Raw genomic sequence first — 14,909 nt, forward strand, 5'->3', positions numbered from 1 at the left:
GCCAATTCATTACGGGACCTGCCGTCCGCCGGGCGGGCGGCGGGCGGGCGGCGGGCGGGCGGGGGCTGCCGGTGGGCGACCGGTGGGTGACCGTGAGAGTGCCGGTGGGGGTGCCGCTTCCGTGCGGCCGGACGGCCGGGCGACGGCCTGGGGCGCCGACGCCTGGCCCGGGCGGCAGGGAGGCCCCACGGTGCGGGCGGGCGGGAGGTGCCCCGGTGGAGACGGGCAGGCGGCCCGGGACGGGGGCCGCAGGGAGGCCCCGCGGAAGGGGCAGGCGGGTCGCTTAGGCTCGTGGGCATGGTTCCGCGCAGTTCCCGTTCCGCCGGCGGCCGGCCCGTCGGCGCCGCCACCCGCGGGACCACCAACCCCAACCGGCTGCGCCGCATGGACCGGTGGATCGCCTCCGCGCACGGCCCGGCCCTGCGGCGCGCCGCCGACGCGCCCGTCGCGGTGGACCTCGGGTACGGGGCCGCTCCCTGGACCGCCGTGGAGCTGCTGGCGAGGCTGCGGCGGGACGCCGACCCGCGGGCGCGCGTCGTGGGCGTCGAGATCGACCCGGAGCGGGTCGCCGCCGCCCTGCCGTACGCCCGCGAAGGGCTCACGTTCGTCCACGGGGGTTTCGAGGTGCCGGTCGCCGGCCAGGTCGACCTGATCCGGGCGGCGAACGTGCTGCGCCAGTACGAGGAGGACCAGGTGCCCGCCGTGTGGGCGCGGCTCCGCGCGCGCCTCGCGCCCGGCGGGCTGCTGGTGGAGGGCACGTGCGACGAGATCGGCCGCCGCCACGTGTGGGTCGCCCTGGACCGCGAGGGGCCGCGCACCGTGACGTTCGCCACCCGGCTGGGTTCGCTGGAGCGGCCGTCGGACCTGGCGGAGCGGCTGCCGAAGGCACTGATCCACCGCAACGTCCCCGGGGAGCCGGTCCACGCGTTCCTGCGGGACGCCGACCGGGCCTGGGCGGCGGCCGCGCCGTACGCCTCGCTGGGGGCGCGGCAGCGGTGGATCGCCACGGCGGCGGCGCTGGCGGCCGACTGGCCGCTGGTGGACGGGCGGCGGCGGGTGCGGCAGGGGAGCTGACGGTGCGGTGGGAGGCGGTGGCCCCGCGGGGCTGGGCGGCGGGTCCGTTGTCGTAGGCGCCTGTTACTTTCGCTGGTGACATGGCACGATCGCCGGGGAGCCTACGTTACTGACGGTAAGTCAGATCGGAGCGGCTGGTCGCTGCCAGGAGGGGGAGCCTGTGAACCGACGTCACCGTCGCGCCGCCGCCGCGGCCACCGCGGTGTGCGCCCTGACCGTGCTCGCGGCCTTGGTCCCGGCCGCGGCCGCGCACGCGGCGCCCGTGCCCGCGCCCAGCCGTTCCGGCGCCGCGGAGCAGCCGCGGCAGCCGGAGCGGAGCCTGGAGCAGGTGCGGACCCAGATCGAGGACCTGTACCGGCAGGCCGCCGCGGCCACGGACGCGTACAACCTCGCCGAGGAGCGGGCCGAGAAGCAGTCCGCCGAGGTGGCGCGGCTGTCGCAGGCTATCGTGGCGGGCCAGGCCCGGATCGAGCAGCTGAGGCAGCGGGCCGGCGCGGCGGCCCGCGCCCAGTACCGCAACGGCGGCATACCGGACGAGGCCAGGCTCGTGCTCACCGACGACCCGCAGCTGTTCCTGGACGGCGCCGGCCGTCTCGTCCAGGGGCTGAAGGCCACGCGTGACCTGCTGGCCGAGCTGGAGCAGCGGCAGACGGACCTCCAGACGTACACGCACGACGCCGGCACCGAGTGGAACCGGCTGGAGCAGCACCGGGCGGCCCAGGAGAAGGCCAGGAAGCGCATCCAGGAGAAGATCGCCGCCGCGGAGAAGCTGGAGTCCCGGCTGGAGGCCGAGGAGCGCAAGCGGCTGCGCGAGCTGGAGCGGCAGGCGCAGCAGCGGTCGCAGACGGCCTGGCTGGACTCCGGTGTCCTGAAGGACATCGACCGGGCGGCCGGGCCGCAGGGCCGGAAGGCCATCGCGTTCGCGACGGCGCAGACCGGCAAGCCGTACGTGTGGGGCGCGGAGGGCCCGGACTCGTACGACTGCTCCGGACTGACGCAGAGCGCGTGGGCCGCGGCGGGCCGGGCGATACCGCGGACGTCTCAGGAGCAGTGGCGGCTGCTGCCGCGCGTCGCGGTCCGGGACATGCGCCCGGGCGACCTGATCATCTACTACGCGGACGCGACGCACGTGGCGATGTACATAGGCGACGGACTGATGGTCCACGCCCCGCGGCCGGGCCGTGACGTGACGGTGGCGGGCGCGGGCTCGATGCCAATCCTCGGAGTCGTACGCCCGGACATGTAGGCGCAGCCACGGGCCCACCGGCCGGTCCGGCCGGTGGTCGACCCACCGCGCGCGCGGGGCCGGGCGGGCCGTGGCGGAGCGGCGAAAGGGCGGGACGCGGGCGCAGACGCGGGGTACCGCACAGGGGCAGCGGCAAGCGGCGAGGCGCCGTAAGCGGGCGCCGGACACAGGGCACCGCCCAGGGGCAGCGGCAAGCGGCGAGGCGCCGTAAGCGGGCGCTGGACACAGGGCGCCGCACAGGGCAGCCGCGCGCCGCGAGGGGCCCGACGCGGGCACAGGCTCGGGCCCCCGACACCAGGGCTGCGCAGGGGCAGCCGCAGGCGGCGAGGAGCCGTGTCCGGCCGCGGGGCACGGGGGGTTCGCGCCTGGGCGTCGCGGCGGGTGAGGGGAAGGGCCGGGCGGGGTGGCGGGCCATACCGTACGGAGCGGGGTCCGAAGCGTGATGTTCGTCATGGAGCCCTGCCCAACTACCTCCCCCTTGTGGGGCATATGCCATCCCCTCTTCGGTGATCACCATTCCGTTCGAGCCCCGGGTGCCGCTATGGTCCGGACCGGCGGGGCGTCGACCTGGCGCTCCGGCCGCACCCTCGGGGGGAGGGAAGGAAGCCTTACCGATGCCCGTACCCGCGCCCGTGCCCGCACAGCGACAGAGGGTGCACCCGATCGACGTGTCAAGCGGTGACCTCACCCTGCTGGTGATCGAGGACGACCCTGCGGGCACGTTCACCGTCCCCGAGCTGGTCGACGCGGCCGGCAGCCGGGTGCGGATCCGCACGGCCAGGAACCTCACCGAGGCCGAGCGGCTGCTCACGGACGACGTGCACTGCGTCCTGCTCGACCTGGACCTGGCGGCGGACGCCCGCCGCGAGGGCGACGACCCGCTGGAACCGCTGCACCGCATCCTCCGGCTCGCACCCCGGCACCCGGTCCTGGCGCTGGCCACCTCCGAGCGGGCCGAGCTGGCGGCGGAGGCGGTCCGGGCCGGGGCGCAGGACCGGCTGTTCCGGGAGGAGCTGGACGGGCCGCTGCTGAGCCGCGCCATCCGGTACGCGGTGGAGCGCAAGCGCGCCGACTCGGTCCAGGTGAAGCTCGCCGAGTCGCGGCTGCGGGCCCAGGAGAACGCCCGCCTTGAGCGGGGACTGCTGCCGACACCGCTGCTGGAGGGTTCGGACCTGCGGTTCGCCGCCCGCTACCGGCCCGGCCGCTCGCGCGCCCTGCTCGGCGGCGACTTCTACGACACCGTCCGCACACCCGACGGCACGGTCCACGCCATGATCGGCGACGTGTGCGGGCACGGCCCCGACGAGGCGGCGCTCGGCGTGGAGCTGCGCATCGCGTGGCGGGCGCTGACGTTCGCGGGGCTGTGCGGCGACGAGCTCCTGTCGACGCTGCAGCGGGTGCTGGAGCACGAGCGGGAGAGCGAGGAGATCTTCGCGACGCTCTGCACCGTGGACATCGCGCCGGACGGCCGCCGGGCCGGACTGTGCCTCGCCGGGCACCCCGCGCCCCTCGTCGCCCGGCCGGGACTGGGCCCGCGGCTCCTGCCGAACGACGACGGAGGCCCGGCGCTGGGCCTGCTGCCGCACGCCCGCTGGCCGCGCCGCCAGGTGGAGTTGGGCGGGACGTGGAGCCTGATGATGTACACGGACGGGCTGATCGAGGGCCGGTCGGCGGGCCCGGGGTCGCCGAGGCTCGGCCAGGACGGCATGCTCGCGATGGTGGAGTCGCTGCTGACCGGCGGCCTGCGCGGCGAGGAGCTGCTGGAGGCGGCCGTGGCGGAGGTGCGGGACCTGAACGGCGGCGAGCTCACGGACGACGTGGCGGTCCTGCTGCTGGACCGGCAAGGCCGCTGAGGGCCGCGCTGCCCGGGGTAAGGGACTCGGAGTCACGCTCGCGCAACGGACGACGCGGCACACCCCGGAGCGACGGGCTGCGATGCGGCACGCCCCGCAGCGACGGGCGGCTGCGACGCGCGACACCGGCAAACCAACTGCGGCAAACGAACTGCGGCAAGCGGCAGCGAGCAACGGGCAGCGACGCGCAGCGCAAGGCAGCGACGCACGGCACAAAGCAGCGCCCCCACCGCGCGGCGCGGGGAACGGCGCTTGCAGCACGGCCCGTGCGACGCCCCGCGGCGCCACCAGGCCGCAGGCACAACGGATCATGACGCCCGGACCGGGCAGCGACCCGCACCGCGCGGCGCGGGCGGCGGTCCCTGGCACGCAGCGCAACCGAGCCGCACGCGCAACGGCCCGGGCCGCCCGTCGGGGCGGCCCGGGCCTCTGGGGCTGCGGGGTGCTCTCGGGGTGCTTACCGGCCGCCGTTGTAGGGACCGTACGGCCCGTCGCTGCTGGAACCGCGGCGACCGCGGCCGCCGCCACCGCCGGACACCTGCTGGAGGGCCGGGCGGACGTCGACCAGGAAGACGATGGTGGCGATGAGGCCGGCGATCTGGAGGAACAGCATGGGCAGGAAGAGGTCCACCACGACCGTGATACCCAGGATGATCAGCCAGAACTGCTTGCTCTGCTTGTCGGCGGCCCGGTAGGCGTCTTCGCGTGCCACGACGGCGAAGACCAGCGCCACCACGGCCAGGACGAGCATGGCAAGGAACAGGAGTCCCATGAGGGAGTTGAATCCGGCCATCAGCATGGTGAGCACCGCCTAGTGAAGTGGATGGAGCGCTTCGTAGTCACCGTACCCGTACAACGCTCCGGTCTCCGTGAATGTGCCCGGCCGGCCCCCGGAGCGGCGCCGACCGGGCTCCCTGCGGCACCTACGCGTCGGTGGCGGGCGCGGACTTCCTGGTCGCGGTCCGGCGAGCCGGGGCCTTCTTCGGCGCGCCGGCCTCCGGCGCGGTGGCGTCGGTCTTGCACTCAGCCTCGGGGCCGGTCTTGGAGTCGGTCTTGGCAGCGGCCGCCGGCCCGGACTTCGTGCCGGCCGACGCCCCGGTCTTCGGCTCGGGGTCGGGCTCGACGGCGACGGCGATCTCGGTGATCTCCTCGGCGGCGTCGCCGCGCCACGTCCTCACGGCCTGCTCGCCGCGTTCGGCGACCTTCTCGTAGGTCTCGCGCGCCCTCACCGCGTACTCCGCGGCGACGCCCGCCCCGCGCAGCGCGAGGCCCTGGGCGGTCTCGCCCAGCTTCTTCAGGTCGGTGTCGAGGCCGCCCACGAGCTCGGCGACCTTCGTCTGGACGACCGTCTGGGCCTCCTTGGCCTGGGCGGTCACCTTCTGCTGCACGGCCTTGGGGTCGGTGGCGCGGACCTGCTCGATGCGGGCCGGGGCCTCCGCGGCGATCCTGCGCGCCTGCTGCACGGCGAGATCGGCCGTTCCGGCGGCGAAGTACAGGGGGGTGCGCAGCTCGTCGATGATGGCCATGGGGTTGGGTTCCTCCCGTGTAGCGCGGTCAGCGTTCGGTCGTTCCTGCGCCTGCTCCGGCACCGCCGTCGCCCTCCGGCGCGGGGTGGGCGTCGAACCCGTTCTCCTTGCGGAAGGAGTCGTAGATCTGGAGCAGCACCTGCTTCTGCCGCTCGTTGATCGACGGATCGGCGAGGATGGCGGCCCGTGTCTCCACCTCCTCGCGGTCCCGCTCGTCGAGGATGCCGGCGCGCACGTACAGCGTCTCGGCGGAGATCCGCAGCGCCTTGGCGACCTGCTGGAGCACCTCCGCGCTCGGCTTGCGCAGCCCGCGCTCGATCTGGCTCAGGTACGGGTTCGACACTCCGGCCGCCTCGGCCAGCTGCCGCAGCGAGAGCTGCGCACTGCGCCGCTGCTCGCGGAGGAACTCGCCAAGACTGCCGACGTGGAGCGATGCCATGCCCCGATGCTGCCCCATCCCGCTAACTATTGCAAGCATCTGCTTGCAGCACAGCATGCAACAGCGGGAAGCCCGGCGGCGCCATCAGGGCCGGCTGACGTGTCTCGCTGAAGGTGAGCCAGTCTCGGTCCATGTGAACCATCTGGTCACACGTCTCAGTCAACCTTGGCCATCTGTCGATCTGTCTCGCTCTTCCTGACCCGCCGCCGTAGCCGGATCCCTACCGTCGTCGTACCTGGTCGGCGGTTAGTGGGGGTGCCTGGTGGAGGCGGAGGACTTCTGGCTGGAGTACGCCGATGCCCGCGGCGAGTCACACGCCGGTCCGCTTGACGTGATGTGGCCTGTCCGGTTCGAGATGGCCAGGCAGGTGCGTGCGTTCCCGTCGTACAGGGGGCAGCGCAACTTCTCGGGCTGGTACTGGGCTGCGACCTGCGCCGAGCTGGTGGGCTACGAGTCGTGGGGGGAGCTCGGGCACCTGATGAGGCTCGACGCCGAACCGGACGTGGTGGCGGTGGCCTCACAGCCGTTCCGGCTGTCCTGGCGGTACGGCGGACGGGGCCGGCGGATCAGGCACACACCGGACTACTTCGTACGCCGCCGGGACGGCACTGCCATCGTGCTGGACGTGCGCCCGGACGAGCGGATCGAGCCCGGGGATGCGGCGAAGTTCACAGCGACGGCAGAGGCCTGCGCCCGGGTCGGCTGGGGCTACGAACGGGTCGGGGTTCTCGATCCGGTGTTGGCGGCGAATCTGCGGTGGCTGTCGGGCTACCGGCATCCCAGGGTTCGGCAGGAGCCGGTGGCAGGTGCTCTGCTGGCAGCGTTCAGCGAGCCACTGGGGCTGTTGGCCGGGGCTCGCGCGGTCGGGGATCCGCTCGCGGTGCTGCCGGTGCTCTACCACCTGCTCTGGCGCCGCGAGCTGACAGCGGAACTCCGGACCGAGCGCTTGTCAGCGGCGTCGCTGGTGCGGCCGGCGCCCGCAGCCGTGAGGGAGGTGGGCTGGGATGCCGACGCGTCCGCGGCTGCTGTCGCTGGGTGACAGGGTCCGCTTCGACAGGCGGGAGCACACCGTGGCCGCCCTGCACGGCACATCGGTCCGCCTGGTCGACGACGCCCAGGCGGCGAGCGTCGTGCTGCTGGGGCATCTGCTGGCCTCGGAGGGCTTCGCCGTGCTCAGCACCGGCCCTTCGCGCCCGCCGTTGCCGGAGGAGGGCGTGCTGGATGGGCTGCCGGAGGAAGTGGTGGAGCGGGCCTGGTGGTGGCAGCGGCATCTGACCGAGCTGATGACGGGCCGCGTGGATGGTGATCCGCACGCCCCCATGAGGGCCGAGTACGACCCGGAGGTGCACTCGGTGCGTCAGCGGGAGCTGGCCAAGCTCGCCGAACTACGGCAGGGCGGCGAGGAGGTGGCGCTGAGCACGCTGCGCCGGATGCGGGCCCGCTTCGAGCGTGACGGGGTGGCGGGTTTGGTGGACGGGCGGCAGCGCAAGCCGGCCACCGGCACGGGCCGGGCCGATCCGCGGGTGGTGGCCGCGATCGAGCAGGTCGTGAACCGCCGGACCAATGAGGCGACGGTGTCCGCGCAGGTGCTGCGGCGCCAGGTCGAACGCCTCTTGGCGGACGAGCACGGCGCCGGAGAAGTCCCGATGCCGTCCAGGGCGACGTTCTACCGGCTGCTGGAGGCGGTTTCGACAGGGCGGCACCTGTTGGGATCGGCCCGCACACGCCGTGCGCTGGGAAAGCAGCCGAAGCGGATGTTCGGGCAGCTGACCGCGGTCCGGCCGGGTGAGGTGATGGAGATCGACTCCACGCCGCTGGACGTGATGGTCGTCCACGATGACGGAACGGTGGACCGCTGCGAGCTGACCGGGCTGGTGGATCTGGCGACCAGGACGCTGGCGGCGGTGGTGCTGCGGCCGTCGACGAAGGCGGTGGACGCCGCGCTGCTGCTGGCCCGGGCGATGACGCCGGAGCCGACGCGGCCCGGCTGGTCGGACGCGTTGCGCATGTCGCGTTCGGTGCTGCCCTATGCCTCGTTGTTGCCACTGGACGAGCGGCTGGCCAAGGCCGCCGCGAAGCCGGTGATCGTTCCGGAGACAGTGGTCAGCGACCGCGGCAAGGCGTTCATCTCGGACAACTTCCGCAATGCCTGCCGGCACCTGGGGATCTCGTTCCAGCCCGCGCACCCGGACACCCCGACCGACAAGCCGCACATCGAGCGGACGCTGGGGTCGGTGGCGACGATGTTCGCCCAGTACGTGGCCGGCTACACCGGCCGCAGCGCGGAGATGCGGGGCAAGGACCCGGCCGCGCAGGCGGCCTGGTCAATCCACGAACTCCAGGAACTCCTTCAGGAATGGGTCGTCGCCGTCTGGCAGGTCAGGCCGCACGACGGGCTTCGGGACCCGCTGATGCCGGACCGTCCGCTGAGTCCGAACGAGAAGTACGCCGCGTTGGTCTCGGCAGCCGGGTACGTGCCGGTCGCGCTCAGCCCGGAGGAGTACATCCAGCTCATGCCGCGCGAGTGGCGGGTCGTCGGCCCTGGCGGGGTGCGGATCAACAACCGAACCTACGACGCCCGCGAGCTGGGCCCCTGCAGGCGCCAGCCCTCCGGGGCCGGGCCGGACGGCAGGCTCTGGGAGGTTCACTACGACCCTTACGACATCTCCTGCGTCTGGGTACGCAACCACCGCAGCGAAGGGTGGATCACCGCGACCTGGCGCCACTTGCGGAGTTGCCCGGTCCCGATGGGTGAGCTGGTCTTCGACCGGGCCCACCAGGTGCTGGCCGAACGCGCTGGCCGCCGGCCGCACGAGGAGGAAGTCGCGCAAGTTGCTGCTGAGTTGCTGGACCGCGCGGCCGACGGTCCCGAGGGCGGGGCCGGGCGGCCCGCCCGCCGCGGCAAGGGCGGGCGCCGAGCGGCCGAGCGGCGCGACCGCAAGGTCGCCGCCCGCGCCAGGGCGACCAGCACCCCGGCCTGGCCCCGCCCCGAGCCGCCGACGGCCGGCCCGACGTCCCGGCTCGAACCGGCCCCGGATCCCGAGACCGCCGAGGAGATGGAGGAGGTGGCGAAGGTGGTGCCGCTGGGCATCTTCGACGCCCGGGAGGAGGCGAAACGATGGTGGTGAATACACCCGAGGAGCCCGAGCAGGCGCCGGGCGACGACGAGCGGATCGAACCGCCCACCTCGCTGAGCGGGTGGCGCCGGTTCGTCGAGAAGGATCACGCGACCTTCGACCTCCTTCCCACGGCGCAGTGGGAGGCCATGGATGACCGTGCGCGCGCCGCCTACGACGAGGCCCGCATCGACTACCACTCCGAACTGCAAGTCGTGCGCACCTCCACGGTCAGGGAAGTCGCCCACCAGGGGCGGCTGCTGACCCTGCTGAACCGTCGCGAAGAAGGCGCCCGCCGCGGGCTGATCATCTCTGGGGAGCGGACCACGGGGAAGACGACCGCACTCAAACAGCTCGGCCGCCTGCACGAACTGCGCGTCCGCCAGCGCTATCCCGGCGGCCGACGCATCCCGGTTGTCTACGTCACCGCCCCGCCCAAGGGCTCGGCCCGCAAGCTCGCGATGGAGTTCGCCCGCTTCCTCGGCCTGCCGTCGATCACTCCCCGTGCCAACACCGCGGATGTCACCAACGCGGTCTGCCAGGTCCTCATCGAGGCCCGCACCGATCTGGTGCTGGTGGACGAGATCCACCTGATGAACCTGGCCACCACCGCCGGCGAGGAGCTGTCCGACCACCTGAAGTACTTCACCGAGCACCTGCCCGCTACGTTCGTCTATGCCGGGATCGATGTCGAGCACTCCGGGCTGTTCACCGGCATCCGAGGCGACCAGATCGCTGGCCGCTGCACGCTCCTGCATACCGGCCCCTTCCCCAGGGGCTCCGAGTGGGAGGGTCTGGTCGCGCAGCTGGAAGCCACCCTGCGGCTGCACCACTACAAGCCCGGAACCCTGGTGGAACTGTCGGACTACCTCTACCAGCGCACCGGCGGCATGATTGGCAGCCTGTCCCACCTGGTCCGGCTGGCCGCCATCTCCGCGATCCTCGACGGCAGCGAACGCATCACCCGCCGGCAGCTCCACCGACTTCGCGTCGACCACGCCAGCGAGCGTGACTACCGCGGAGAGGCAGCGGCGGGATGAGCACACCGGCAGCTGTCTCGTCACTCCCGTTCACCCCGATCATCGCCCGCCCCTTGCCGCACACCGTCGTTCCGTTCGCCAACGAGACCGTCGCTTCCTACACCGACCGCCTCGCGGCAGCGAATCAGACCAAGGCTCGCCTCCTTCGTGCGCCTTCACGCTGGCTCGGCTGCTCTCTGAACGAACTGGAGCTGTTGCGCATCCTCAGCGACCAGCCCCGCACCAGCCTCGCTTGGGCCCTCCCCGAATTGCGATGCCACGCTCCAGACATCGCCCCTGTTCCGAAGAAACTCGGCGTGACCACCCGTTTCGCCTGCCGCCGCTGCGTCGCCCAGTCCGGAAGCACAATGCCGATTACCGTTCACGTCGCCACCCACTTCGAGAACGTTTGCATCAAGCACAACCTCTGGATTGGCACCGGTATCACGACTCACCGCCACCAGCTCGACCTAACCACGGTTCCACAAGTCGTCCGGGCCCAGATCGCCTTGAACCGGCTTGTTCGGCGGCACGGCGAACCGTTCATGACCGAGTGCTACCGACACTGCGACCGGCTCTGGACCAACCTGGACAAGCGAGGACTAGTCCGGAGCGATGCCGAAGAACTACTCGATCGCCTCTGCGAAATCGATGTCCCTGACGTCCGATACCGCCTTGGCTCCTTCGACCGCCGTCGCCAGGCGTCCCGCTATCCCCAGGTCGTCAAGTTCACGGCAATGATCGCGTCACGCACCTTGCGGCGCATCGCACGAGGGTCCTCCGAAGACGCGGAACGTGAAGTCCCTGACGAGTTCGCCCGTCGCTTTCCCCTCGACTACCGCCCTCGCTCCATCACGGGGCCCTGGATGCGAGACGCCCTCGCCACGCTGGCCAAGCGCATGGACGCCTATGCCAGACTCCTGAAATTGAGCGAGACAGGCGAGCTCCCTCTGTCTCTCCTGCCTTGACACTCCGCAGGTCAAGCCCTTCCTCACCTTCAGCGAGACGGGCGAGATCACTAGGCTCCTCCCCATGGCCAACGATCTCGGATTCACCTGCACGTGTTGCGGCAGGCACCACGGCGAGCTGCCGATGAACTACTCCGCCACGGCCCCCTACGTCTGGGACCCGAATTTCGCCGATGCCCCTGACTGCCTACTGTCCGCCGATCAGTGCGTCATCCAGGCGCAGCACTACTTCGTCAAGGGCTTGATCGAGATACCGGTCATCGGCAGCGACGAGGTGTTCTCCTGGGGCGTCTGGGTCTCCCTCAGCCGTGAGAACTTCTCCCGCGCGGCTGACCTGTGGGACACGCCGGGACGCGAGTCGGAGAAGCCGTACTTCGGCTGGCTCACCACCGAGCTGACGATCTACTCCCCCACCACCATCAACCTGAAGACCAACCTCCACACCCGCCCAGTCGGTGAGCGTCCCCTCATCGAGCTCGAACCCACCGACCACCCGCTCGCTGTCGAACAGCGCGTCGGAATCACCATGGACCGCGTACGCGAAATCGCCGAATCTCTCTTGCACGGTGCCAGGAGCGAATCCGGATGACGATCAAGGCAGCACTGACCTAGCGTTCCGTGCATGACATCCCCAGACAGCCACCTCGACGACAAGCCCAGCGTGACCGTCCGTTGCCAGGACAACTCATCAGTGAGCGTGGCGTTCTGCGACCGATTCAGCTTCGACCAGGACTCTGTCCACTACGCCGTAGAAGCCCGGGCGCCTGGCCTGATCGCCCGTGTCAACGAGGTGGTCGCCTGGATCTGTGACAACGACCTCACCACGTTCCTGGACGCGCTGGCCGCAGATTACTGGGGCTGGGCAGGTGAGCGGACCTGGCACACCATGGACCGCGACCTCGCTGTCTCTGCCGTCTTCCGCTCCGGCGGTTACATCGGCCTGACCTGGACTATTCGTCCCTGGCGGAGCGTGGCAGGCGACTGGAGCACCTCGGTGACCACCTGGTTGGAGGCCGGCGAGCAGATGTCGTCCTTCGCATCCGATATCCGGCACTTTCTGGCTGTGGAGCACGTCGCCCACCCACCGATGGATGTCCCACCGCCAGGTCGATGACGCCCAGATCCGCCTCCTGATACACGAAGTGGCATCAATCACGACAACGCGGGGCGAGATCTGATCGGGCTGCGGACGCCGTCACGCCATGGTGCTGCGGTTGAGCAGCGAACCGGCCCGGTTCTGCTCGGACGCGAAGAAACCCTTGATGTGATCGAAGGTGATGCGTACAGGACGCCCGGCCAGATACTGATCATAGGCTTCGCGTTGCTTCTGGTACTCCCGCTTCGGCACCGGCATCTCGTCGGCGGGCCGCCACACGACCTCGACCAGCGCTGCGGCGTCGGACTGTGGGTACTGCGGACCGTCGGACTGAGCGATGATGAAGGCCAGTTGATGTGTGGCCTGGTTGCGCGCCCAGCGCGCTCCCTGAACGAGCCTTCGGCCGTAGTTGTCGGCGTCACTCAAATACGTCGGATCGTTCTCGCGCATCTGCTCTTCGAGTGAGCACAGCCAGAACAGGCACTCCGTTGCGGAGGCGAGGGCAGCAAAACCGTCGTCGTGCTCAGTGACTCGCGTGACGTCCCGCAAGAAGCGCTGCACAGCCTGGTAGTAGCCCATCACGGCCGCGCTCAGCATCTCCGGATCAGGCTGCTGGAGGGTATCCGTCACGTCACTTCCCGATGTCGAGTGCAAGGTATGACAGCCCAGAATGCACGCCGCTGCCCCCGCAAGGCGAGGAGTTTCCTCTGGGCCTGCGCCCAGCGGGCCGTCATGTCCTGCGATCTCCAGGATGCAGACCAGGCTCAGCTCATGACCCTGTACCGTCAGCGACATGGTCGGGTCTTTCGACGTGGCTCAGGCTCTGCGCGGCGGGATACGCGACAGACGGCAGGCCTGGGACTTTGTCCGTGATTTCGCGGCAGCATGGTCGGCGCCGCTGGGCGTCAGCTCCGGCGCGCACGAGGCAGAGTTGGAGCAGGCCGAGGCAGCCCTGGGGTTCCGCTTGCCAGTGGCGCTACGCGAGGGCTATTCGCTTCTCGGAGCCACGCGGCGCGATCTCACGGGGAACCAGGATCCGCTACTGCCCGCCTCTGAACTCTTCGTGCACGATGAGTTCGGAGGAGTCCTGGTCTTCCGCAGCGAGAACCAAGGGTGTGCCTTCTGGGGCGTTCGTCTTCGAGACCTCGATCAGGTCGATCCGCCGGTGTTCGTGCAGTCGCGAGACGGCTGGATCCCCTTCCTGGAGAGGGCCTCTCTCGCCTGGGTCGAACTCGTGCTCAGTGAGACGCTCCTCGGCGAAGGGCGACTCTATAACGCCTGTGAACTGCCCGCCGAGCTGATCAGTGAGCTACCGAGGTGGTTCACGCACGTGGACTTTCCCGACTACCCGATGTGGACGGGGATGGAGGAAGCACCTGTGCGCTGGTTTTCGGCGCCGGGGAAGCTCCTGCGCTTGGACGGACAGGACGACCACAGCTGGTTGCACGTTCGAGGAAGGACAGCTGCCGACCTGCAGTCGATCTACTCGGCTGTCCCTGGGCAATGGGCGTGCGGGTACTCCGAGCTCCCCGAGGCCGATGAGCTGCCCTTCTATTGATCAGAAACTCATGGGGTTCTCGTCCATGACGTAGCGGACGTGTGGGCCACCGAAGTAGCCGCGGACGATGTGCGGCTGACGCTGACGCCTGCGGAAGAAGCGGCGGGTTTCGGCAGCGAGTTCGGCCTGGTCGCGGGCCCGGTGCTGCTTGGGCAGGCTGTGCTTGAGGTCGGCGTTGACCAGCTCGTCGGGGTTCAGCTCGGGCGAGTACGGGGCAGGAAGTGCAGCTCTACATCATCGGGGTGGGCGGCGAGCCAGTCGCGGACCTTCTTCGAGCGGTGCGCGGAGTGACCGTCGACCACGAGGTGGACCTTGTGGTCGAAGTGGCCGGCGAGCCGGCCCAGGAAGCGGCACATCACTTCGGCGGTGAAGGACTCGGTGAAGACCATGAAGTGCATCCGGCCCTTGGTGCTGATCGCCGACATCGCGTTCACGGAGAACCGGTTCCCGCTCCGCCGCACGACGGGCGTCTTCCCCTTCTCACCCCAGGTGCGGCCGGTGACCTGGTCGGATCGGATGCCGACCTGGTCGGCGAAGAGGATCTCGCCGCCGTCTTTCTTCGCCTGCACGCGGATCTTCGGCCAGGTCTCTTCATGCCAGCGCCGGACGGCCTCGGGGTCCTGCTCGACGGCCCGCTTGTCCGGGCGCTGGAAGGACAGCCCCCATCGCTTCAAATACTTGCCCACCCCCACCTCGGTCAGCCGCACCCGGTACAGCTTCGCGATCAGCTCGCCCACCAGCCGCCGTGTCCACAGCTGACCGGAAAGCCCCACGTCACACGGCCGGTGGTCCAGGACCGCCTGCCGCACCGCGGCCTGCTCGGCCTCCCCGAGCACCTGGTGCACACCGACCGGCTTACCCCGAGGACGCATGACCAGGGCCTCCCGACCACCGGCCTGCCACTTCGCCCACCAGCCGTCGACCGCCTTCAGCGACACCCCGAACACTGCCGCCACGTCCTCGCGGTCCCGCCCCGCCATCAGAGCGGCCACCGCCCGCAGCCGCAGGGCCTCC

At 70.8% G+C, this 14,909-nt stretch carries 13 protein-coding genes and 2 pseudogenes; 10 read left to right on the forward strand and 5 right to left on the reverse strand.

The genetic code is table 11. The features are described from left to right. The first annotated feature begins 297 nt into the window (after positions 1 to 297). The 3 genes and pseudogenes from L6E17_RS15815 to L6E17_RS15825 all read left to right on the forward strand — a co-directional run bounded on the left by L6E17_RS15815 (position 298) and on the right by L6E17_RS15825 (position 4,173). Positions 298 to 1,130 (forward strand): annotated as a pseudogene (locus tag L6E17_RS15815) (trans-aconitate 2-methyltransferase). Between the two features lie 104 nt (positions 1,131 to 1,234). Further along, positions 1,235 to 2,320 carry a C40 family peptidase gene (locus tag L6E17_RS15820; protein ID WP_236241422.1) on the forward strand — a complete coding sequence of 362 codons (1,086 nt, stop codon included), beginning with the start codon at positions 1,235 to 1,237 and terminating at the stop codon, positions 2,318 to 2,320. A gap of 614 nt (positions 2,321 to 2,934) precedes the next feature. Further along, positions 2,935 to 4,173 (forward strand): PP2C family protein-serine/threonine phosphatase, encoded by a 1,239-nt coding sequence (locus L6E17_RS15825; RefSeq protein WP_236241423.1) that lies wholly within the window; start codon positions 2,935 to 2,937, stop codon positions 4,171 to 4,173. A 457-nt stretch (positions 4,174 to 4,630) separates the two neighbouring features. Here the strand turns inward: L6E17_RS15825 and L6E17_RS15830 are convergent, their stop codons facing one another. From L6E17_RS15830 to L6E17_RS15840, 3 genes are all read right to left on the reverse strand, one after another. Beyond that, on the reverse strand, positions 4,631 to 4,972 hold the full coding sequence (locus L6E17_RS15830) for a DUF2516 family protein (RefSeq protein WP_071269074.1): 342 nt from the start codon (positions 4,970 to 4,972) through the stop codon (positions 4,631 to 4,633). Between the two features lie 124 nt (positions 4,973 to 5,096). Beyond that, a complete protein-coding gene (locus L6E17_RS15835) occupies positions 5,097 to 5,699 on the reverse strand; it encodes a hypothetical protein (protein ID WP_236241424.1) in 603 nt (200 codons plus the stop codon). A 28-nt stretch (positions 5,700 to 5,727) separates the two neighbouring features. After that, a complete protein-coding gene (locus tag L6E17_RS15840) occupies positions 5,728 to 6,138 on the reverse strand; it encodes a helix-turn-helix domain-containing protein (RefSeq protein WP_071269070.1) in 411 nt (136 codons plus the stop codon). Between the two features lie 262 nt (positions 6,139 to 6,400). On the opposite strand from L6E17_RS15840, the gene L6E17_RS15845 reads away from it, so the two are divergent. The 6 genes from L6E17_RS15845 (at position 6,401) to L6E17_RS15870 (ending at position 12,355) form a co-directional block, all read left to right on the forward strand. Next, positions 6,401 to 7,177: a TnsA-like heteromeric transposase endonuclease subunit gene (locus L6E17_RS15845; RefSeq protein WP_236241425.1), complete on the forward strand. Its 777-nt coding sequence runs from the start codon at positions 6,401 to 6,403 to the stop codon at positions 7,175 to 7,177. Then, entirely contained in the window at positions 7,143 to 9,266 is a 2,124-nt protein-coding gene (locus tag L6E17_RS15850; RefSeq protein ID WP_236241426.1) for a Mu transposase C-terminal domain-containing protein, read from the forward strand. The genes L6E17_RS15845 and L6E17_RS15850 overlap by 35 nt, the downstream gene beginning before the upstream one ends. Further along, the gene (locus tag L6E17_RS15855; protein WP_236241427.1) at positions 9,257 to 10,294 is read left to right on the forward strand and encodes a TniB family NTP-binding protein; all 1,038 of its coding nucleotides are present in this window, start codon (positions 9,257 to 9,259) and stop codon (positions 10,292 to 10,294) included. Before L6E17_RS15850 ends, L6E17_RS15855 begins: the two co-directional genes overlap by 10 nt. After that, on the forward strand, positions 10,291 to 11,241 hold the full coding sequence (locus L6E17_RS15860) for a hypothetical protein (protein WP_236241428.1): 951 nt from the start codon (positions 10,291 to 10,293) through the stop codon (positions 11,239 to 11,241). Before L6E17_RS15855 ends, L6E17_RS15860 begins: the two co-directional genes overlap by 4 nt. 124 nt (positions 11,242 to 11,365) lie before the next feature. Continuing rightward, complete coding sequence (locus L6E17_RS15865; protein WP_236241721.1) at positions 11,366 to 11,830, forward strand: DUF2199 domain-containing protein; 465 nt, start codon at positions 11,366 to 11,368, stop codon at positions 11,828 to 11,830. A 33-nt stretch (positions 11,831 to 11,863) separates the two neighbouring features. After that, the gene (locus L6E17_RS15870) at positions 11,864 to 12,355 is read left to right on the forward strand and encodes a DUF6228 family protein (protein WP_236241429.1); all 492 of its coding nucleotides are present in this window, start codon (positions 11,864 to 11,866) and stop codon (positions 12,353 to 12,355) included. 81 nt (positions 12,356 to 12,436) lie between these two features. Here the strand turns inward: L6E17_RS15870 and L6E17_RS15875 are convergent, their stop codons facing one another. Continuing rightward, positions 12,437 to 13,132 carry a hypothetical protein gene (locus L6E17_RS15875; RefSeq protein ID WP_236241430.1) on the reverse strand — a complete coding sequence of 232 codons (696 nt, stop codon included), beginning with the start codon at positions 13,130 to 13,132 and terminating at the stop codon, positions 12,437 to 12,439. Here L6E17_RS15875 and L6E17_RS15880 point away from each other — a divergent pair. Next, complete coding sequence (locus L6E17_RS15880; RefSeq protein WP_236241431.1) at positions 13,131 to 13,895, forward strand: SMI1/KNR4 family protein; 765 nt, start codon at positions 13,131 to 13,133, stop codon at positions 13,893 to 13,895. The genes L6E17_RS15875 and L6E17_RS15880 overlap by 2 nt on opposite strands. Here L6E17_RS15880 and L6E17_RS15885 read toward each other — a convergent pair. Further along, positions 13,896 to 14,896, reverse strand: a pseudogene (locus L6E17_RS15885) (IS630 family transposase). Positions 14,897 to 14,909 lie beyond the last annotated feature (13 nt).

Source organism: Streptomyces sp. CC228A, assembly GCF_021390935.1.
Taxonomy (GTDB): domain Bacteria; phylum Actinomycetota; class Actinomycetes; order Streptomycetales; family Streptomycetaceae; genus Streptomyces.